Source organism: Candidatus Nitrospira nitrificans (assembly GCF_001458775.1).
Taxonomy (GTDB): Bacteria; Nitrospirota; Nitrospiria; order Nitrospirales; family Nitrospiraceae; genus Nitrospira_D; species Nitrospira_D nitrificans.
Map to the genome: position 1 here is coordinate 46044 of NZ_CZPZ01000007.1, position 21409 is coordinate 67452.

Below are 21409 nucleotides of genomic sequence, written 5' to 3' on the forward strand. Positions count from 1 at the left end.
AGCCGAAAGGAGCAGCACATGGCCGTCCAAGTCAGTTACCCGGGGGTGTACATCGAAGAGTTTGCGCCGGGCGCGCCGATTCAGGGGGTCGGCACGGCGGTTGCCGCGTTCCTGGGCCTGAACACGTACGGCCCGCCCATGAAACCGACGCTGTTCACGAGTTGGGATGCCTATCTGAGAATGTTCGCGCCACCGTTGCCGATCGAGCCGGAAGATGACGACTTTCTCTACTATGCGGTCCGCGGGTTCTTTGCCAACGGCGGGCAGACGTGTTTCGTGACCGCAATCAGCAATGCCACCCCGGATTTTGTCGATCTCGTAGAAGAGGCGAATCCCCTGAAGAAGATCATCAGACTGACAGCGCGTCGAAGCGGGCCACAGAGTCCCGCAATCGGTGTCGTTGTGGCGGCAGCGCATTCGGTTGATGACGTGATGCTATTCAAACCCGAGGTCGACGCGAGCGCCACTGCCGGCAGCCGAAGCGTCAATGTCGGCACGGCGGCGAATGCCGCGCAGTTTCTGCCCGGCGATGACGTTGTCATCGGCAATACGACCGGCACTCCGATAACCAGCGAGCCGGCGACGGTGGCCAGAACCTCCGGTACCATCGTCTATCTGCAGAATCCGTTGCAGGCTACCTATGCCAACGTCAAACTCAGACTCGCTTCGCTCCCGGCATTTGCCGCAACGTTCCGGGTCGTGGACAGGACGCCGCCGAGTCAAACGAGCGCCGCGAAATTGGTGGTGGGCAGTATCATCACGGTGACTCAGGGAACCGGCGCCGGCGCGCCGGCCCCGAAAACAACAGTGGTGACGGCAGTCAGAGCCGAGCGCATTTCATCGAGCCTCACGACGTATCGCGTCACTGTGCGTGACGGCCTCACTGGATTCACGCTGTACGGGACCCAACCGATTCAACTGCAGTCGCAAGAGTTCAACCTCACGGTGGGTCAGCCTGTTCCGACGCCGGCGCCGCCGCCGACCTATCCAGGCTTGTCCATGGAGACGCTGCATCCCCGATACTACGCCAACGTGATCAACAGCGACGCCGCAGGGCTGCTCCTGGCGCATCCGCTCGATCCACCGACTGGCCCACCGAGCGCGGCAACCGTCACGCTCGGAGGCGCCCAAAGCCACGACGCGACCGCCATCAAAAGTCGTTCGAGCGATTACGAGAGCGCGCTGGCACTGCTCGAGCCTATCCGCGATATCAATATAGTCGTGGCGGCCGATCGTACCGATCTCGCCGTCCAGAAGGCGGTGCTCGATCACTGCTCAAGGCTACACGACCGCTTCGCAATCTTCGATGCCGGCAAGGCGACCGCAGTTCAGGATATCGAGGTCCAGCGCGAAGGACTTGAGAACGACAAAGGTTTCGGCGCCCTGTACTACCCCTGGATCGAAGTCACGTCGGCGAAGACCGGGCGACGGACCCTCGTGCCCCCTGGCGGTTACGTGGCCGGCATCTATGCGCGCACGGATCTTAATCGCGGCGTGTTCAAGGCACCCGCAGGCAACGAATGTGTCGTGAACGGGGCGCTCGGCGTGGAGACGATGCTGAGCGACACCGATCAGGGTTTCATCAACCTCAAGGGTGTCAATGTGATCCGTGTGTTTCAGCGAGGTGGGGCACCCATCGTCTGGGGCGCGCGCACCACTACGAAGAACACGAACTGGCAGTACGTGAACATTCGCCGTCTGTTTCTGTTCCTTGAAGAATCGATCCAGGTCGGAATCCGAGGTTCCGTCTTCGAACCGAACAACCTCGAGCTGTGGCAAAAGCTCAAACGCACCATCTCCGCGTTTCTGGCCCAGCAGTGGCGGGACGGGGCTCTGTTCGGCGCGACGGAGAAAGACGCCTTCTACGTGCGCATCGACGAGGCCATCAATCCGCCGGATCAGCGCGCCCTGGGACGGCTCTCTATCGAGATCGGCGTCAAGCCTTCTTACCCGGCCGAGTTCATCATCGTCCGCATCGGTATTTGGGAAGGTGGATCGGAAGTCACCGAATAAAAGGAGCACGCCATGGCAGAGAGAAAAGACCCCTATCGCAATTTCAACTTCGTCGTGGAGATCGACGGCGTTACCCAGGCCCGTTTCACCGACTGCACCGGGTTCGGAGCCAGCACCGACCCCATCGAATATCGCGAGGGGGGGAAGAACACGAAGACCCATAAATTGCCGGGTCTGACCAAGTACGACAACATCGTTTTGAAATGGGGTCTCACCGATTCGCGCGAGCTGTATGACTGGCACCGTGACGTCATCAATGGGAAGGTTCGCCGCGCCAACGGCAGCATCGTGGTCTATGACGTGGATGGGGTCACGGAGAAAGTACGATGGAATTTCTTCGATGCCTGGCCGACGAAGTGGGACGGACCTGACTTCACGGCCAAGGGCACCGACGTGGCCATTGAAACCCTGGAGCTCGCGCATGAAGGGATCGAGAGGGCATAACCATGATCCAGACTGAATACGCATTCACCTTGCCGGTCGGCTATCAGGATGAGGACGGCAATCTGCATCGCGAGGGCGTCATGCGGTTGGCGACGGCTGCGGACGAGATTACGCCGTTGCGCGACGGGCGGGTCCAGGCCAATCCGGCGTATTTGATCGTCATTTTGCTGTCGCGTGTGATCACACGGCTGGGCAGTGTGGCGCATATCAATCCCAAGACGATTGAAAGCCTGTATGCCGCGGATCTGGCCTATCTGCAGAGCCGCTATAACGAGATGAACCAGGTGGATCAAGGGCGTGTCGCGGCATCGTGCCCGCAGTGCCGACATGCCTTTGAATTGGAGCGGCCTCCCATGGGGGGGTCGTAGGCTACCCCCTCGGTCAGTTGTACGAGGAGGTAGCCTTCGTTGCGTATCACCTTCACTGGTCCCAGGCCGAGATCATGAGCATGGAGCATGGCGACCGTCGGCGCTGGGTGCGTGAAATCAGCGCGATCAACGGACGAGTGAACGGAACATGAGAATCAGAACGCAACACAGAGCGGTTGTGGAACGGGTCCATGGCTATCTGGCGCGTGCGGGGCGATTCGCGCGGGCCGGACGTCTGCCGCGTCATGTGAATCGAGCGGGAAATATGGCGCGGGCCATTCTGGCCCGGTATGCGGCGATGGATCGGCGATGGCCCATGATGGCCTTGCTCTTTGAGCAGTCCGACGGAACCAGCCCGTCGATCACACATACCTACCTCACGACGCATTCGTCCTTGTTCATGCAGCCTCGCATACTCTTACGCTTGCTTCTTCCGCAGCCTGCGACAAATCCGCGCATAGCGGCAGCTCGCACGCCGGCGCAGCAAGCCGGCATAACGGCCATCCCCATGGCCGTGGCGGCCTCAGCAAGGCGACAACCTCGTCATTCAGAACAGGATGATGTGATCGTGCGTCTCGTCGGACGCGAAGTGCGGGAGGAGTATCCGCCGCAAGGCGATGGTAGACCAGCCAGGCGTCCCGCATCCCGAACGGAGCAGGCCACGCCATCTCAGGACCCCGCTATCTCTCGGCGCTCACCATCGTTACTGCGAACCTATCGACGCGTTGTTCACTCACAAGAAGAAGCGGCTGTCGTCACCGCGGCTCCGCGCGCTCCACGAGAACCGTCGAGCGCCAGGGAAAGGCAAGACATGGAGGCGGCGGTGCCCGGCCGTTCGCCCATTGATATTGCGCGCATCACCGATCAGGTGCTGCACGCGCTTGACCGGCGCATCGTGGCGCAGCGTGAACGGATGGGGATGAACTGACAATGGCGCTGGAAAAAGCCACGATCATGAATCTCACGCGCAATGAACGCATCACCGTGCTGTTCAATCCCGAGGAATACAGCCTCAATCATGACGTCAATTATGCGCAGATCGCCGTGCCGGGGTTGAGCGGGCCCTTATTGCAGTTCGTGCACGGCAACATGCAAACGCTCGAGATGGAATTGTTCCTCGACACCTATGAGGAACATCGCGCAGGCAGCCGCACGGTGAACCAAGCGGGCGACGATGTGCGGATCCAGGCGCGGCGCGTGACCGATCTGATGAGTATCGATCCCACGATTCATGCGCCGCCCGTGCTGCTGTTCACATGGGGGACGCTGTCCTTCACCTGCGTGCTGGCGCGCGCCAACCAACGCTACATCATGTTCCGGCCGGACGGGGTGCCGGTGCGGGCGCGAGTGACCGTGACGTTCAACGAGTTTCGCAATGCCGATCTCGAAGCCAAGGAGGTCAAGCGCGAGACTGCGGACTACACCAAGACCTATCTGGTTCTGGCGGGCGAAACACTGAGCGCGATCGCCGGGCGGGAGTACGGCAACCCGAGGCTGTGGCGCCCGATCGCGCTGGCGAACGGCGTGAGCGATCCGCATCGGCTCCAGCCCGGCCTTCGGCTGGTGATCCCACGCCTGCCGTACCGGCGCATCGAAACGGGCGAGGTCTATCAATGAGCATGCCGACCGCCGCCATGCGGTACGCGCCGGAGTTTCAGGTCCGTCTTAACGACCAGGCGGTGCCGGCCGCATTGCGCGCTTCGATCACCAGTGTGAGTTATCAGACAGGATTGGACGGAGCGGATCGCGTGGAGTTGGCTGTCGCGAATGAAAATCTGCGGTGGCTCGATCATCCCTTGCTCAAATTGGACAACGCGCTGGCTCTGTCGATGGGCTATGCGCCGGATCCGCTGCGGCAACAATTCGTCGGCGAGATCGTGGCGCTGTCGCCCACCTTTCCGGCCGGAGGCTCGCCGATGATGACGGTCTCGGCGCAGGATTTGCGTCATCGCATGCAGCGAGGCAGCAAGGCGCGCTGGTTTGCGATTCCTGCCGAGTGCCTGGGGAATTTCCCGATTCCGGATACGGCCGTGGCCGCCATGGTGGCGGCTGAAAATCTGTTGCAGCCGATCATGGACCCGATCGGCGCGGCGCTGTCTGTGATCATCGGAGGAGCTGAGGCGGCCGCCACGTTCGCGTTCGGCAGTCCGGATGCGCAACAAAAACTGATACGACGACAGGGAGGGGAGAGCGACTACGATTTTCTCAGGCGCCTCTGCGCGGAAAACGGATGGGAAATGGTGATGGATCACCAGGGTCCGTTGGGAGGGCGACGGTTGCACTTCTTGTCGTTGATCGATTCGTCGCCGGCGTCCCCGGTCACGCTCCGGTATGGCCGATCGTTGATCGATTTTACGCCGCGCATCAGCACGGTCGGTCAAGTAGCGAAGGTGGCCGTCAGTTTCTGGGTGTCGGCGCTGGATTTGGAATTCACGGTGGCGGCCGGTTGGGATTGGGATCGCAGCGCGCTCACATTGGACATCATTCCCGGTTATGGCGCCCCTGAGCTGGCCATGGGGAAAGATGCGAACAAGAATCCGGTCATGGTGCTGAACGAACCGCTCAGCAGCAAAACCGCTCCGCGGGTCCTGGTCAGCAAGCTCTTGGCAAAGTTGAACAACCGTCTTACGGGCAGCGGTCGTTGCGTGGGAGATCCCAACATTCAGGCCGGCACAGTGATGCGCCTGGAGGGTGTCGGCAAACAATTCGGTGGTCTGTATCGGGTCACGTCCGCCACGCATTCGATCGACGGCGGGGGATATCAGACGAGCTTCGAAGTACGCAAGGAGGTCTGGTTCGGTTCGATCCCGCTACAGGAACAGGGGGCGGTGACGATTGAGCCTTTCGGTCAGCATATACGCATTGGAGCCTGAGCATGAGCGGCGAATTTCTGAAATCACAAACGGGACTGAAAGACACTGAGTCGGATGAGGGAAAGTCCGGCTTGATGGCCGGCAAGGTGATCCGTAATTGCGATCACACGAAAATGGGCCGCGTGAAAGTCCGGTTGGCTGGGCGCGGCGGAAGGGAAATATGGGCGCGGGTCGTCGCGCCGGATACCGGCGTGTATTTCGTGCCGCAAGTGAACGATGAAGTGCTGGTGGCCTTTCATCAGGGAGACGGCAGCGAGGCCTTCGTCATGGGCGGGCTATGGAACGATACCAAGTCGCCACCCCGTCAGGGCGAAGGCGATCCTGTCACCAAGAGAGTGATCCTGACGCCCAAAGAGCTCGAGATCGCCTTCGACGATACCGAGCAGTCCATTGTCATCAAGACGAAAGCGGGCCGGCATGTGACGCTCAAGCCGAACGGGATCGAGATCGGCATGGACGACAAGGGCACAGTGACGATCAGTCTGAACAGCGACGGGACGCTCAAGATCACCGCGAAGGCGACGATCACGCTGGAAGCGCGCACGATCAAATTGGACGCCACGAATATTCAAGTGGGCGGCGCCTCATCGCAGATATCCATTGGGTAGATCACGGGAGGCATGCCATGCCGGCTGCGGCGCGAGTCGGAGATTCGACAGGACATCTGCAGGCGCCGTTAGGACCGGGGCCGGGAAGTCGGAACGTCTTGATCGGTGGAAAGGCGGCGTGGCGGGCAGGAATAGATTTCCACGCATGTTCAGATACGGACGGTCCCAATAAGAAACACATAGGAGGAATGGTGGTCAAAGGAAGCAGCACCGTATTGATCAACGGGTTCCCTGCCGCGCGAAAAGACGACAACGTCGTCGAGATCGGCTCATCCAATTCGATCACGGCAGGATGCGACAGGGTTCAGATCGGAGGCTGATGCACCATGAACATTGAATCATTCGACCCTGCCAAGGCCTTTCTCGGTGTCGGTTGGTCCTTTCCGGTAGCAGTGGACGCCGCAGGGCAGGATGTGGCGCGCGCCGAATATGAAGACGATATTCGTCAGGCGATCCGTATCATTCTGGAAACCAGCCCCGGCGAGCGCGTCATGCGTCCGGATTTTGGCTCCGGTTTGCCGGCCATGGTCTTCGAGCCGGCGAACTACACTACGCTTGCATTAGTGAAGCAACGCGTGGAGCAGGCGCTCGTGATGTGGGAACCACGTATCGATGTACGCGAAGTTACAGTGACGGTCGTCCGGCCTCCGCGGAACCGCCTCGACATCGACATCCGGTATCAGGTGCGCGCGACCAATACGTTCTACAACCTGGTCTATCCGTTTTATTTACAGGAAGGCCGCGAGTGAACAGACAGATTTCTACGAGCCTGTCGGAGCAACGGACGATCATGGAATCGTTGCTGCGGCGGGTGCCGGGATACGCACCGGAATGGTCTGTGACGCCTGGGACCAAGGCGGCGACGTTGCTTGACGTGCTGGCTCGCTACCGAAAGCTGCTGGACCTCGGGTTTCGAGAACTGCCGAAGCGCAATCTGCTCGCGATGCTCGACATGTTGGCGATACCCCTCTTGCCGGCTCAAGCCGCCCGCGTGCCGGTCGTCTTCCGGTTGACGCAGGAATGTCCTGTGGATGTTACGGTCGCCGCCGAAAGCCAGTTGGCCGCGCAGCCTCATCCGCCGTCACCGTCACTGCTCACGGAGGCGCCTCAGAACGATCCCTCACCGGTGCTGTTCTTCACGGAGCACACGGTCACCCTCGCGCGGGCCAAACTCACCGCACTGTACAGCATAGATCCCGATCGCGATACCTATGCCGATCACTCCGCGAAATTGACCGATGGATGCACCGTATTCGGCGATATGGCGCGCACGGAACATGCGATCTATCTGGGGCATGATCGTCTGTTCAAATTGGGCGGACACGAAATCACGCTGCTGCTGCAGTGCACGCTGGACGCCGCGCCGCAGAAGCCGCTGGATGTCCGTTGGCAGTACTTGAGCGAGGTCGGTTGGATCACGTTGCAACTGGCCGAGGAAGAAGACACCACTCGTGGCCTCACGCGTGACGGTCAAATCGCGCTGCGACTCAACTGCGGGCCGGATGCCAAGAAAGAGACGTTTCATGGCCGTGCGACCTATTGGATACGGGGCACGTTGAACACGCCGGTGATCCGTGGCGAGAACCTGCGCCACAATCCACTTACCGTCAACGACCTGCGCATCCGCGTGCAGTTCAAGAAGAAAGATGTGCTGCCGGATGCCGCATTTGCCGATGCTATGCGTCTGGATGTCAGCAAGGAGTTTTACCCCTTCGGCCAGCAGCCGGCCAGGTTCAATGTGTTCTATCTCTCCAGTGCCGAGGTATTTCAGCGCGGTGGGGCAAAGGTACACATCGACATCGAGTTGTTGGAGAAGGGTGTTTCTCTGGATTCAAATATCCAGCCGACAATGATGTGGGAGTTCTATGGTAATGGAGGATGGCAGAAGTTAGGGGTTGAACCGTCGGTCAATGGGGTGGCTGCCTACAAATTCGATAGCGACCAGCCAAAGCTCCAGCGCATCTCCTTCAACTGTCCTACCGATTGGCAGGAGAGCGAACTCAACGGCACGAAGAATCGGTGGCTTCGCATACGGATAACGAGCGGAGGTTTCAAGGACGCGACGAGTCTTCCGGTCGTTTCCAAACTCACGCTTTCCTATACCTATCTTACCGACCCGGAACCCCTCGATCACTGTCTGACCCGCAATGAGTTTCAATTCGAAGATCACACCGAGGATGTCCGATGGCCGGATCGGAGCTTCGATCCCTTCTGGCCGGTTCCCGATGAGCGTCCGGCGCTACATTTCGGCTTTGATCAGCGATTGCCCGCCGGGTTGGTGAGTCTCTATGCGCAGGTGTCGGGCGCGGAGGAGTTTGCGCCGGGCACTGCATCGGCTTTCACCTGGGAATATCTCTCGCGTAGCGGCTGGTTGCAGCTTGGCGTGCGCGACGAAACCCATGGCCTGCGCCAGAGTGGGATGGTGCAATTCATCGGTCCCCCCGATGCGGTCGCGGCGCCGGGGCTCGGCGGACATATCTATCGAATTCGCGCGCGGCTCAAGGACGGGGTAGCACTTACGGAACGGGCCCTCAGTGGCGTGTGGTTGAACGGGGTCTGGGCCGGTCACCGAGTACGAGTCGAGCAGGAGATGCTCGGCACGGCGGACGGCACGCCGCGTCAGGCCTTGCGCTTCTTACGTAGCCCGGTATTGGCCGGCGAGATCGTCGAAATCAGGGAATGGGCCGGCAGGGGCGAAGGCTGGCAGCTCATTGCCCGCCAGGTTCCTGAAGAGGATATACGGTATGAGCGCGAACCTGTGAGTCAAAAGATCACGGCCGCCTGGGTGCGGTGGCGCGAACGCCCGCATCTGTATGATGCGCAGCAAGGCGACCGTGCCTATGTGTTGGAACGAGCCACCGGATTGATTCGGTTCGGCAACGGGACGCAGGGCATGATCCCGCCTGCAGGCAGCCGGATCGTCACGACCTATCGATCCGGCGGCGGGATGATCGGCAACGTGCCGCGTGGTTCCGTTACGCAATTGCGCAGCGCCGTGCCGTTTGTGGCGAATGTGACGAATCCGGTCGCAGCCACCGGCGGAGCCCCTAGCGAACCGCTTGAAGCCATACGCGATCGTGGCCCGCAACGTTTGCGTCATCGTGACCGCGCGATAACCGCTTCTGATATTGAATGGGTCGCTCGTGACGCTTCACCGGAAGTCGCGCGCGCCTGTTGTTTGGCTCTCACCGGCCCGGTCGGGCATGCGCAACGAGGATGGATGACGGTCATTGTCGTGCCGCGCAGCAGCGAGGATCGGCCGACGCCTTCGACGGAATTGCAGCGGTTGGTCGCGGAGCACCTGCGCGCGCGGGTGCCTGTGAGCGTCGTGCGCCGCTTGCGGGTGATCGAACCCCGGTACATGACGCTTAACATCGCGGTGGAAATCATTCCCGTGGACCCGACCGAAGCTGCGTTAGTGGAAGCGCAGGTACGCGACAGCCTGACTCGTTTTTTGCACCCATTGGCCGGGGGGCCATGTGGAAACGGCTGGGGGTTCGGCGAAGACGTGCATCTGTCCAATATCGCGTCCGTCATCGAGTCTACAACGGGTGTGGACTACGCGCGCGATATACAGTGGTCCGTCGACGGCGGCGAGCAGGCTCAATCTGTGGCGGTACCGCGAGACACGTTGATCTGCTCCGGGGCGCATGAAATCAAACTCGCTGTGGGGGTACGCTGATGCCGCTGCCGTTACCCACGCTCGACCGGCTCACCTATGATGAACTGGTAGCCGAAGCCCGCGGCAGCCTGCCCGCGCTTGCGCCTGATTGGACGGACTACAACGCGCACGATCCCGGCATTACGCTTCTCGAATTGCTCGCGTGGCTGGCTGAAGGCGCGTCGTATCGCCTCGACAATATTCCCAATGAATCCTATCGCGCATTTCTGCGGCTGGCCGGTGTCGTGTTGCGTCCGGCCCAGGTAGCAGAGACCATGCTGGTGTTTCGCACGACCGCCGCGGCGCAATTACTGCCGAACGGGATATCCGTGCGATCCAACGGTGGGAAGGTCGAGTTTCAAACGACGGCACAGCTGTTCGTCTCCGATACCCGGTTGAAGACGGTCATGAGAAGCGCGGGTGGCGTCTATGAAGATCTCACGGCGCGCAGCATGGCGAAGGCTGGGATAGTGCCGCTCGGCCAACAACCACAGCCGGGAGACGCGCTCTATCTCGGCTTCGACCGTCCGCTTGCGCCGGCGGATACGGAGATCACCCTGGGTCTGTGGACGGGCAATGAATGTGAGGATCATGTCACCCGTGGGCGGTTAGTCGCTGAACAAACGGCCATTGATGACGAAGCGGCACGCTTGTGCCCGCGAGGCTTGCCGCCGAACCAGCCGGACTGGCGTCGGCATTACAGTGCGCGCACGGTCTGGGAATACCACGCAGGCAAAGGACGATGGCATGCGCTGAAAGATGTCGCGGACGAGACGCGAGCCCTCACTCTTACAGGGGTCGTGCGGTTTAAAGTGCCGGCGCTCGATCAACAGGCAACCGGCGGCGTCCCTCTGTCAGCCGCCGCCGGCACATACTTCATTCGCTGCCGACTGGAACGAGGTGGCTACGATTGCCCGCCGCGCATTGTCCATGCCGCCATCAATACGGTCGCCGCACGGCACGCCGTCGATGTGCAGCCACTTACATTTTGCAGCACAGGTCTGGCGAGCCAACGGTTCGAGCTTGCCCACAAACCTGTCGCGCCCGGCAGCGTCAGGATCACGGTGACGTTGAAGAACGGAACAGCGGATGGCAACTGGCAGGCTGCGCCGTCTTGGGATGGCCTGGGACCGCATACCCGAACCTGCGTCGTGGATACGGAGGCCGGCGCCGTGCTATTTGGCGACGGCCGCATCGGGCGCGTGCCCGCTGCCGAGGCGGAGGTCAGTGTCGCATATCAGACGGGTGGCGGAAGTGACGGAAATGTGGCGGCGGGAACGTTGGCTTATCCTACGGCTCCCCACCCGACTGTTCAGATAGAACAGCCGTTCGCGGCTTGCGGGGGGGCGGATGCCGAGACGCTCGAAGGAGCCAAGGCGCGCGCAGTGCGCGAGCTGGCCGTCCCCACCCGCGCGGTCACATTGTCGGACTTCGAATCGCTCGCGCTTGCCGCTCCCGGTGTGCCGATTGTACGCGCGCATGCGATTGCCGACTATCATCCGGCCATAGGCTGCATTCCCGTCAGCGGGAGCACGACCGTGGTCGTCTTGCCATCTTGTCCCGATGAGCGGCCTGAACCGACCGCTCCGTTGCTTGCGACCGTCCAGCGGTATCTGGAACGGCGCCGCCTGCTCGCCGGCGAGATTCATGTCGTCGGCCCGCAGTACACCACCGTCGCCGTCAGCGCGCGCCTGCAGGCCCGTCCCGGGGTGGACCGCCGCGCGCTGGTCGGTGAGGCACGCCGCGCGCTCGATCAGTGGTTTCATCGATTGACGGGCGGGCCGGATGGGCAGGGGTGGCCGATCGGTCGCGCCGTCTATCGCGCGGAATTGCTGGCGTTGCTGCATGACGTGCCGGGTGTGGCGTACGTCGAAGAGGTGGCGTGGCGCGTCGACGGCCAAGCGGCGAGTCGCTGCGGCAACATCGCCCTATGCCGCCACGGTCTGGTGGCGTCCGGAATGCACGAGATTACGGTGAATGAAGGGAGCGGTTGCCATGAATGAGAAACCCCTAGAGCGGCTGAATTACCACAACGGCCAGCGGCTGGAGGCCGCGGACTTCAAGGCAGAGCAGGACTATCACATCCGCACCAAGCGCTGGCTCAATAAATCGCTCTACTCGGCTGGGATCGCCCGGGGGTTGGATGTTCGACCGATCATGGAAGGGCCGAAGAAAGATACGCCGTTCGTCGCGGTCGGTCCCGGGTTGGCGCTCGATCACGAAGGCCGCGAGATCATTCTGCTCGAAGAGGCAACGGTGGAAGTGTACAGCCATGCCGGCACTGACGAAAGCACGGTGGTCGGCAATTATCTGGTCATCGAGTACGCGGAAGAAACCATCGCCTATGAGAAAGGCGGATGTGCCGTGCGCGCCGAGGGAACGAGCGCGAACAAGTCGACGACGAACTGGGGCGGGCCATCACGTATCCAGGCGCGGGTGAAGTTTTCCTGGGCGCCGTTCGTTCCGCATCCCGGCAGCAATCAGATTGTGCTGGCGCGGGTGGAGCTGGCTGAGGGCTGCAAGAGCGTGCGCCAGATCGACGCCGGCGCAAGACGCTACATCGGCGCCGCATCGGCGGCGACGGTGCGGCAATATGCGTTGGAGGGGGAAAGAGAAGTGGCGTTTATACCCAAGGAGTCTTTTCCGCCACCGAAACAGGGTGAAGAGGAGCGGAAAGATGTACAAGTGGTGGGACGCGTCTATTTCCATGTTCGTGGGAGGCAGCCTAATTCGGTGACACTCTTTCTGAAAGGAGCCGAGTTTTCACCTCTTCGCTATACGGAGATGGGTATCCACACGCACAGTTCAGACGTCGGGGTTGGGCAAGGCGCGAACACGGATCATGCCAGTGCAATTGATCAACACAAACACAGTGGGACGACGCTGAGCGCGGTCAATAGTACCCATGCGCACAGCGCATTTGGGTTTGTCTCCAACTCTTCCTATAACGGAACGATCCCGCCGACGCCTGGAGACATACCCAATCTAATCGCATCGGCGTTCTTGCCGTACCCAGACGGTCCCATGTCGATCAATGCTCCGGGCTCGGGCAATGCAACGTTTGATGCAGGCACACCGCCGATGATGCTTCGCATGGTCACGACAGTCGGAACGAGTGGCCCCGGCGGGCAGACTGTGCCTCACATCGCGGACATGCATGAAAGGGTCGGGATGGAAGTACGTGACGACACGGGCCACGGACATACGATCTCCGGTGACACCGGTGATCCATCCACTTTGTTGCCTACGCGTGACCTACATACCCATCCGTTCAGTGCAAGCATCAATCAATATGGCGTAAAGTCCCATGCTCGCTCTGGGAATCCCCTCACCTTTGTTAACAATCTGCAGATTGCAATCGATCGAGTGAACAAGACGATTGCAATCCGCGATCAGATCGTCGACAGCGTCCCTGGAAGCCAGAAACCCGCATGGCAATTGGGTTTGGGCGACGGTACCGACAACCATCCACTGGCCAACCCGGCCATCGATGCTGTCCCAATAAGGTTGGATTTTCTGCCTGGCGTCACGTTCGCTGAAGGTCAGCACGTCATCGAATTTTCTGTGGGGTTGAGACCTGACGGTGAAGCCAACGGCGGCAAGATTCTTTACAACCTCTATGTCGAGTAAGTGTCGAGTAAGCCATGAAGGAATTTCCGACTCACTATAGAGTGTTGCGCGATCAGCGCCGCTGGGACGATGAGGTAGTGTCGCTATCCGGTCTTGCGGCGCGTGCGGACGGAACGCTGCAATTACAGGGTTTTCCGGATTCAACTGTCGTGGAGGAGTCCGGCACGTTGCTCGCCGGTCCGTTGGACGCAGGTGAAGGCGATATCTGGGACCGCTTGTGGGTTGAATCTGAGATTCCACCCGAGACATCGGTGTCGCTTGACGTTGCGGCGAGCCATAGCGGCGATACAGCCATAGGCACTCTGGTTTGGAAACGATCACCGTCACTCGATGTGTTGCTGCGGACGCTCATTGATGGCGGCAGCCGGTTCATCTGGCTGCGCATCACGCTGAGCAGCCACGATGGCCAGTCGACGCCGCTGCTTCTCCAAGTGCAGGCGTCCACGGGACAGCCGAGCTATTTGGACCACTTGCCATCTATCTATCGACGTGACGATGCGGCTACCGGATTTCTGGAGCGCTGGTTGGCGCTGTTTCGTTCCGAGCTCGGCGATTGGGATCGTGCGTTGGAAGCGCTGCCGCGTGAGTTCGATGCGCGCACGGTCGCCGAGGCCGATATGGGCAACCTCGCGGCATGGCTCGCGTTGGAGTTGCTGGCTCGCATGGAGAAGCCGGAGCAACGGCGGTTGTTGGTTGATGCGCCGGTTCTGTACCGGCAGCGCGGCACCCCGGCCGGCTTGCGTGAAATAGCGCGGCGCACCTTGGGCGTCACTCTGCATCTCTTCGAAGCGTTCCGTGAGCGGCGGGTGTGGCGGTTGGGCGAAGGGTTGGGCTTGGGCCTTGATACGGCGCTCGCCGCGGCCACGCCCGATGGCATGATCGTGCCGGGTTTCACCTATGCCGATCGCCGGCTTGCCGGCTTGCGGGGGGATTATTACGAAGGAACGAAGTTTGAGATCCTGCGCTACACGCGTGTGGATCCGACCATTGATTTTAATTGGGCCAGACAGTCGCCGTTGACCACGGTGCCTTCTCAGGGACAGTTTTCAGCTGATAATTTTTCGGTCCGTTGGAGTGGGCAGGTACGGTCGCGCTTCAGCGAAACCTACACCTTTCGCACCATTTCGGATGATGGTGTGCGGTTGTGGGTCGGCGGCAAGAAAATCATCGAGAATTGGACAGATCACGCAGTTGCGACGGATGCCGGTCAGATCAGGCTGGATGCAGGACGTTGGTATCCGATCGTGCTGGAGTATTACGAAAAAGGCGATGTTGCGCTCATCGAGCTCCATTGGTCGAGCGCGAGCCAGCGCCAGGAAATTGTGCCGGAGGATTGTCTCTATTCGGTGCTGGACGAGACGGCCGCTTTCGCGCCGGAACAGAATGACGGTTGTGGATTGTTGGAAGTGGGTCATTCGATCGTAGGCCAAGGGCGACCTTTGGCCGGCGAGGAGTACGGCGCGCCGCTCTCGGACGACTATGCGCATCTGTTTACGGCGATGGTCTATGCCGCGCAGGTGCCGCTTGTCTCGCAGCGTCAAGCCTTGCGTGATCTGGTTGAGACGGAAAAGCCGGCGCACACCGATTTCCAGCTCTGTCTGATCGAACCACGCATGCGCGTGGGTGCGCAGGCGCGAGTCGGTATCGACAGTGTCGTCGCCGGCCCTGGGCCCGCGATGCGGTTGGGCGCCGCGGAGCTCGGTGGTGGTTCGTATCTGGGTGGAGAAGCGCCACCAAACTTTCGGCACGGTTCCGGCCGCTCACGAGCCGAGGAGGCGTCTGTGCCGCTCAGCTAAGGGGAGAACAACATGTTCAACTGTACCGAACCCTGTGCCTGTTCCGCTCTCATTGCACCGCAGCGCAATCATTACTTCTACGGCAAGTTGCTCGACGAGCGCAGCCTGCTTGATGAACAGCGCTATCTGAACCAGAAACGCTGGATGCTCAATCGGCTGAGCCTCGGGAAGGGTGTATTGTGCGGACTCACGGTCACCTGGTCGGACGACCGGATAGGCATCTCGCCGGGTGTCGCCATTGACGGGTGTGGAAGGGAAATCGTGGTGCCGGAACCGGTTACGATCAACCCTTGGCAAACGACCGACGATCGAGGCCTGTGGGTGCCGTCCCCGCTGCCGTCCGGTGGAATCCACGAAGTCTACCTTTGCCTGGCCTATGTCGAGTGTCCGACGGACTTTACGCCGGTGCTGGTGACGGACTGCGATACCGTGAACGGCATGGCCCCTTCGACGATCGTGGAGAAATACGCGTTCCTTGTGAAGGAGGTGGCGTCCGGAGCGCCGCAGTCGCTGCCGCCTGCTTTGGACGAGAAGCTGTGCGCTGCTTTGTCGGGACCGGATGCCGAAACCAAGCGCGAGGAGGTCTCCGCCGTCTTGGCCAAGCGAGCCTGCGCCGACGGCGAGTCGACGCCCTGTGTCGTGATCGTCAGCAAGGTGACGCTGACCGACGGGAAGATCACGGCGGTCGATGTCTGCGGCGCGCGCCCCATGGCGTACAGCAACCCGGCGTTATTCGAGATGATGCTGTGCCGCTCCGGGGGCGGAGCGGCAGGGCCAAAGGAGGATACCGGACCGGGCATTGATCGCGTCACTGTGACGCCGCTCGATTGCAAAGCGGACCCGACCGCGGCCATAGACGACACGAGCGAACAGGACACACGCATTCTCGCGCTGGGAATTCCACGGGGATGCGACGGCGCCGATGGGAAAGACGGTCTCGGACTTCATTCGGATCTGCCCAAGATTCTGGATATCGGATGGACGCACGATGCGCTGTATGACTATCTGGCGCGATTACCGGGGAATCCGCCCTCGTATGAATGGAGCTTCGTGAAGCCCTTCAGAGACGACACGAACACAAGGTTTTTAACGGTCGCCGATGATCAGCCGTTGTTGATCGATAGGATCATCAAGGGCGAAAACGCGCCGCCGTTCACCATTTATTTCAACCGAAAGCTGGCGGGTATTGACCCGCAAACATTGACGGTGCGCTTCAAACTGCCTCTCGTCAAAGTGGTCTCCGCAAGTCCGCTCGTCGTCGAGCCGCTGGGTGTTTACTTTGAGTTTGAGATTTATGGAGATATTTTGTCGGTTGATGTTCCCGCCGGCGTGGCTCCAGCGCCGACCACTCCTCATACGGGAGAGCGGTATCCCTACGCGGCTTCTTTCATTCCTCATCAGAACTTCTACTCCTTCTTGCCGATTTTGTTGTATCTGGGTCAGATCGGCACTTTTCAGAAAAAGCTCGCGCCGCCGACATTCAGTCTGTGTCTCAAGGGTGATTTTGTCTGGGCGCCGGGAGAAAACAATGCATTCGACGAAAAGGCCGTGCTGGATGCCGACAATATCGGCGCTCGGGTCGGCCTCAACATGGCGCGACTCCCGCCGGTACGAGGCGGGAAAAATCCTTCCGGCAACCTGACCCAAGGCGGCGATTTTGAAAGCTGGTTCCGTCTTCAGTTGGGAAGATTGCCGATTGATGATCCCGCGGCCGGCGCATCGCCTGTTCTCGGCTCCCATATGATGAATGCGATAAAAACGCAGGGCATGAATCTTTCAGCCATGCCGGTCAGTGTTAACTTGGCAAGCATGAGCGAGTTGACCGATGCCGGGCTGACGAAAGCGCAAGCCACGGCAATTATTCGCGAGCGACAACAGGGCTGGTTCAGCAATCATCAGGATATCCTGAAACGAGCAAAGCTTTCAGACGCCGTCGTTCGAAAGATGCAGTCGAAGATCATCGCGCTCTGATAGCGTGGTGAGGCCTTGCTCGAGCCAAAAAAATTGTTGAGTCCGGCGAATCACGATCACTCGGAATGCATACTGACACTGGACCAAGAAAACCCAATGAGGAGCATCATATGAGCTGTGACGATCTGATGGCCGGCCATGGCTGTGTAACACAAAGCGAGCACACCCGTTTCTATTCGCGTCAGCTCATCACGGCCGATGACTTGACGCAGGATCAGATCTATTATCGCGCCAAGCGGCGCGCGCACAATCGCTTGCTGCACGGCTGGGGCATTGTGTGCGGCTTGGAGGTCAAGGCGAATCCGATATCGGGCGCGTCTGTGACTATCACGATTTGTCCGGGCTACGCCTTGAGTCCTCAAGGCGATGAGATCTATGTGCCCAAGGATGTTCAGTTTGATCTCGCTCGGTGCCTCGCCGGGCAGGACGCGCCTTGTCATCATCCATGCGCTCCCGTTACTCCTCGGGCGGTGGATTCAGCCGGAGAGTTGTATGTCGCCATCAAGTACGTGGAGTGCCTATCGCACCCAGTGCGTGTTTCGCCGATTGGGTGCGGCTGTGACGAGACGGCCTGCGAGTATTCGCGAGTCCGCGATGGCTTTGAGATTACATGTTTGGAAAGCCTTCCTGACTCACACGGCGAGGCCTTTCAAATATCGGATACGTTGTGCCGCAGCGTCAACGACACGAGAGTCGTCGGGTGTCCGATGTGCCCCACGAGTCCATGGATTGTGCTTGCGCGCGTGCGGATGAAGGGGGAAGAAATCGGCATGCTTTCTTTTGATTCACGGCATGTGCTGCTCAGCACGGCCATGGTGCAGGCACATTTGTCGGCGAAATGTGATGAGGAGCGATAGCTCCCCCTGCCTGCGAGACCGCAATGTGTGATCTTGAAGGGCATTCATGCAGCCCCCAGGACCGTCAGCGTCACCTTGATTGCAATGGGCTGGCGGTGAGACGACATCGATAGAGTTCGACCGGCGATCGTCCGTCGCGCCGTCGCGTCATTGTGTTGCGCGCTCAGACTCAGTGAACCGTTGGAGTCGCGGTGGCTCGTTGCGACAGAATCACAGCTGAAGAAGTCGGCCAATCGCCGGATTTCCCGCGAGGGCGTGTGGCCGTGGTCCTCATCCATGGCATCGGCGATCAGCAACCGATGAATACGCTTCGGGAACTCATCAAAGGGCTCTATCTCCACAAGGAGGATCAAACACCTGAGGGTGGGAAACGTGAAGAGAGGAAACCTCATGTGTTCAGTAAGCCGGATCGTATGTCTGAGGTGCTGGATCTTCGGCGCATGGCCGCCGGGAAAGAGGTAACCGGAAAGCCGGCCGATTTCTACGAATTGTATTGGGCTCACTTGATGCAGGGATCCACCCTGGCGCATGTGGGCGATTGGTTTTTCACGCTTCTTTGGCGTCTGCCGTCCGAGGTCCCGGGCAGGCTCCGTCTAATCTGGTGGGGAAGCTGGGGTATGGTCGTCGCGGCTGGGGCCGGCGCTCTTTACCAGGCCGTCACCGGACGCGCGCAAGAAACTGTGTTTGCCGCCGGCTTGGTTGGGTTGGTTCTCTATGGGGGGCGCGGCATGTTTCGAAAGGTGGCGTTGGGCTATCTCGCCGATGCCGCCCGATATCTGCGGCCGGCTCCGGAGAATATCGCCGTTCGGCAGTCCATTCGAAACGCGGGGCTCGAAGTCTTGAGAAAGCTGCACGACGAACCGATGCAACGGTATGATCGGATCATCGTCGTCGGACATAGCCTTGGAAGCGTGATCGCGTATGACATCCTGACACACCTGTGGCAGGAGATGCATTGGATACATTCTAAGCCGTCCGAACCCAAGCAAGCGCATTACGAGGCGATGAGGAAGCGTCTCGAAGCGTGCGCGGGCTCGGCGGGCGAGCTCAAATCATTCCGGGTCATGCAGAAAGCGCTAGGGGAAGAAGAGCGATCGCTCGGCATGCCTTGGAAGGTCACGGACCTCATTACCCTCGGGAGTCCACTCGCCTATGCGGATTATCTGCTGGCGGATCGCAAATACGATATGGCAGATCGAAAGCAGGACCGCGAACTGCCGTCTTGCCCTCCTCAGCTGGACGATCGGCGAGATATCGACCGTCTTTCAAACCGGTACAAATTGTCGGATGGTACGTGGAGTGAGAAAGAAAAAACGAAGAAGCTGCTTCACCACGCGGCCTTGTTCGCATGCACTCGGTGGACAAATATTTTCTTCGCCGCAGACATGATCGGTGGGAAGCTGGCTCACCTTTTTGGAACCGGCATTCACGATGTTCCCTTGGACGGCACGAGGTGCCGGGGGAAGACCTGGCTGGCACATGTCCGCTATTGGAACCATGCCGAGCCTGCGGCATGTATCGCACTCAAAAACGCCATGGCTCTTGATGAGCCCTATTGCCACGAGCCGGAAGCCGTGCAGGTGGGAGGGCGAGAACCGTAGCAGTCCTTGTGGCTGGAAAAGGATTGTAGCCGCGACGGTCATCGCGCGGCATTGCGACCGGCTGGAAGGGCGAGCTCAGCGGCATCACGTTCGATCTCGGTCCCACGAAAGCCCTACCGGTAAGAGGCACTGATTGCCATGACCGAGTGCGTCGTGGTAGAGATCACCCGTTGCCGTCCCGGTCCGTCCGCGGTTTCTGGGACTCTTATCGACATTTCACTGAGTTATATTCGCACGCTCTCCCTAGGCCTTTTGATCCGCCTCACTTTAGTTCCTCTGGTGTCTTGAGTCATCCCGTTGATTTCCGTTACAATCCGGCTCCCTGATCGGCTGAGTCGAATACGAAGGAGAACTCTCATGGCAAAGGTGTTGGAAGGTCCCGGGATGGGATTGATGAAGAAGTGGGGAATTCACGTCCCACATTATGCGGTTGTGACCTCAGCGGACGAACTCTCCAAGCTTGGTCACGCCAACGAGTGGATGAAGCAGAGTAAATTGGTCGCCAAAGCGCATGAAGCGCTCGGTTCCCGGTTCAAGCTCGGATTGGTGAAGGTGGGCCTCGATCTGAATGGCGCCGTTGCGGCGACCAAAGACATGATCGGCCGTCAGGTCGGCAGCATTACGGTTTCGCAAGTCATCGTCTCTGAAATGATCGCCCACAAAGAGGAATATTATTGTGCCGTGAAATCAACCCGCGAAGGCAGCGAGATTCTCGTGGCCAACTGCGGTGGAATCGAAGTTGAATCGAACTGGGACCGCGTGAAGCGGTTGTGCCTCGAAGTGGGACAGGCTCCCTCCCCTGAAGCGCTTGAAAAGCTTTCTAAAGAAGCAGGTTTTACCGGCGCCTTGGCGAAGAAGATGGCCGACTTCGCCGGCAAGATGTTCAGCTGCTTCGACAACGAAGATGCGCAGTATCTCGAGGTGAATCCCGTCGTGACCCGCGAGAGCGACGGCGAGTTGGTCGCGCTCGATGCCGTGACATTGCTCGATGGCGACGCCAAGTTTCGCCACCCGGATTGGAATTTCCAGTTCGCCGCGGAATTCGGCCGTTCGTACAGCAAAGACGAAATGGAAGTCATGGCCGTCGACAGCAAGATCAAAGGGTCCGTCAAATTCATCGAAATTCCCGGCGGCGATACCGCGATGCTTCCCGCCGGCGGCGGCGCGAGCGTCTATTACTCCGACGCCGTCGTGGCGCGGGGCGGCAAGCTGGCGAACTATGCCGAGTATTCGGGCGATCCCCCGGATTGGGCCGTGGAAGTGCTGACGGAAAAGATCTGTTCGTTGCCCGGCATCAAGAACATCATCGTCGGCGGAGCGATTGCCAATTTTACCGACGTGAAGAAGACGTTCGGCGGCATCATCAATGGCTTCCGAAAGGCCAAGGGCGACGGGAAGTTGAAGGGGGTCAAGATTTGGGTGCGCCGCGGCGGACCTCGTGAAAAGGAAGGGCTTGACGCGATGCGCGCGCTGAAGGACGAGGGCTTCGATATCAACGTCTTCGATCGCAATACCCCGCTGACGGACATCGTCGACAAAGCGCTGCAAAAACAGTAACGCGGACTGAGGACTGAGTGCGAGGCTTTG

The 21409-nt window shown here is 60.0% G+C and carries 18 protein-coding genes; all 18 read left to right on the forward strand.

Annotation, left to right across the window (positions count from 1 at the left end):
* The first annotated feature begins 18 nt into the window (after positions 1 to 18).
* Complete coding sequence (locus tag COMA2_RS05775) at positions 19 to 2013, forward strand: phage tail sheath subtilisin-like domain-containing protein (protein ID WP_090895483.1); 1995 nt, start codon at positions 19 to 21, stop codon at positions 2011 to 2013.
* Positions 2014 to 2025: 12 nt separating this feature from the next.
* Positions 2026 to 2457, forward strand: a complete 432-nt coding sequence (locus tag COMA2_RS05780) for a phage tail protein (protein WP_090895485.1) — start codon at positions 2026 to 2028, stop codon at positions 2455 to 2457.
* 2 nt (positions 2458 to 2459) lie between these two features.
* Complete coding sequence (locus COMA2_RS05785; RefSeq protein ID WP_090895487.1) at positions 2460 to 2825, forward strand: hypothetical protein; 366 nt, start codon at positions 2460 to 2462, stop codon at positions 2823 to 2825.
* A 17-nt stretch (positions 2826 to 2842) separates the two neighbouring features.
* On the forward strand, positions 2843 to 2977 hold the full coding sequence (locus COMA2_RS21055) for a DUF6760 family protein (RefSeq protein ID WP_407919007.1): 135 nt from the start codon (positions 2843 to 2845) through the stop codon (positions 2975 to 2977).
* On the forward strand, positions 2974 to 3753 hold the full coding sequence (locus tag COMA2_RS05795; RefSeq protein ID WP_090895490.1) for a hypothetical protein: 780 nt from the start codon (positions 2974 to 2976) through the stop codon (positions 3751 to 3753). The genes COMA2_RS21055 and COMA2_RS05795 overlap by 4 nt, the downstream gene beginning before the upstream one ends.
* A 2-nt stretch (positions 3754 to 3755) precedes the next feature.
* The gene (locus COMA2_RS05800) at positions 3756 to 4442 is read left to right on the forward strand and encodes a CIS tube protein (RefSeq protein ID WP_090895492.1); all 687 of its coding nucleotides are present in this window, start codon (positions 3756 to 3758) and stop codon (positions 4440 to 4442) included.
* Positions 4439 to 5698: a phage late control D family protein gene (locus tag COMA2_RS05805; protein WP_217490640.1), complete on the forward strand. Its 1260-nt coding sequence runs from the start codon at positions 4439 to 4441 to the stop codon at positions 5696 to 5698. Before COMA2_RS05800 ends, COMA2_RS05805 begins: the two co-directional genes overlap by 4 nt.
* Before the next feature lie 2 nt (positions 5699 to 5700).
* Positions 5701 to 6306, forward strand: coding sequence for a phage baseplate assembly protein V (locus COMA2_RS05810; protein ID WP_090895496.1), 606 nt, complete (start codon positions 5701 to 5703; stop codon positions 6304 to 6306).
* Positions 6307 to 6323: 17 nt separating this feature from the next.
* Positions 6324 to 6626 (forward strand): PAAR domain-containing protein, encoded by a 303-nt coding sequence (locus COMA2_RS05815; RefSeq protein WP_090895500.1) that lies wholly within the window; start codon positions 6324 to 6326, stop codon positions 6624 to 6626.
* Between the two features lie 6 nt (positions 6627 to 6632).
* Positions 6633 to 7055, forward strand: a complete 423-nt coding sequence (locus COMA2_RS05820; RefSeq protein WP_090895503.1) for a GPW/gp25 family protein — start codon at positions 6633 to 6635, stop codon at positions 7053 to 7055.
* Positions 7052 to 9988, forward strand: a complete 2937-nt coding sequence (locus COMA2_RS05825) for a putative baseplate assembly protein (protein ID WP_090895504.1) — start codon at positions 7052 to 7054, stop codon at positions 9986 to 9988. The genes COMA2_RS05820 and COMA2_RS05825 overlap by 4 nt, the downstream gene beginning before the upstream one ends.
* Positions 9988 to 11970, forward strand: coding sequence for a putative baseplate assembly protein (locus tag COMA2_RS05830; RefSeq protein WP_090895505.1), 1983 nt, complete (start codon positions 9988 to 9990; stop codon positions 11968 to 11970). The genes COMA2_RS05825 and COMA2_RS05830 overlap by 1 nt, the downstream gene beginning before the upstream one ends.
* A complete protein-coding gene (locus COMA2_RS05835) occupies positions 11963 to 13597 on the forward strand; it encodes a hypothetical protein (protein ID WP_090895507.1) in 1635 nt (544 codons plus the stop codon). The genes COMA2_RS05830 and COMA2_RS05835 overlap by 8 nt, the downstream gene beginning before the upstream one ends.
* 14 nt (positions 13598 to 13611) lie before the next feature.
* Positions 13612 to 15393, forward strand: a complete 1782-nt coding sequence (locus tag COMA2_RS05840) for a PA14 domain-containing protein (RefSeq protein WP_090895509.1) — start codon at positions 13612 to 13614, stop codon at positions 15391 to 15393.
* A 12-nt stretch (positions 15394 to 15405) separates the two neighbouring features.
* Entirely contained in the window at positions 15406 to 17364 is a 1959-nt protein-coding gene (locus tag COMA2_RS05845) for a ComEA family DNA-binding protein (RefSeq protein WP_090895510.1), read from the forward strand.
* A 110-nt stretch (positions 17365 to 17474) separates the two neighbouring features.
* The gene (locus COMA2_RS05850) at positions 17475 to 18221 is read left to right on the forward strand and encodes a hypothetical protein (RefSeq protein WP_090895512.1); all 747 of its coding nucleotides are present in this window, start codon (positions 17475 to 17477) and stop codon (positions 18219 to 18221) included.
* 191 nt (positions 18222 to 18412) lie between these two features.
* On the forward strand, positions 18413 to 19822 hold the full coding sequence (locus COMA2_RS05855) for a hypothetical protein (protein WP_090895513.1): 1410 nt from the start codon (positions 18413 to 18415) through the stop codon (positions 19820 to 19822).
* A gap of 357 nt (positions 19823 to 20179) precedes the next feature.
* Positions 20180 to 21379 carry an ATP citrate lyase citrate-binding domain-containing protein gene (locus COMA2_RS05860; protein ID WP_090895515.1) on the forward strand — a complete coding sequence of 400 codons (1200 nt, stop codon included), beginning with the start codon at positions 20180 to 20182 and terminating at the stop codon, positions 21377 to 21379.
* The last annotated feature ends 30 nt before the right edge of the window (positions 21380 to 21409 follow it).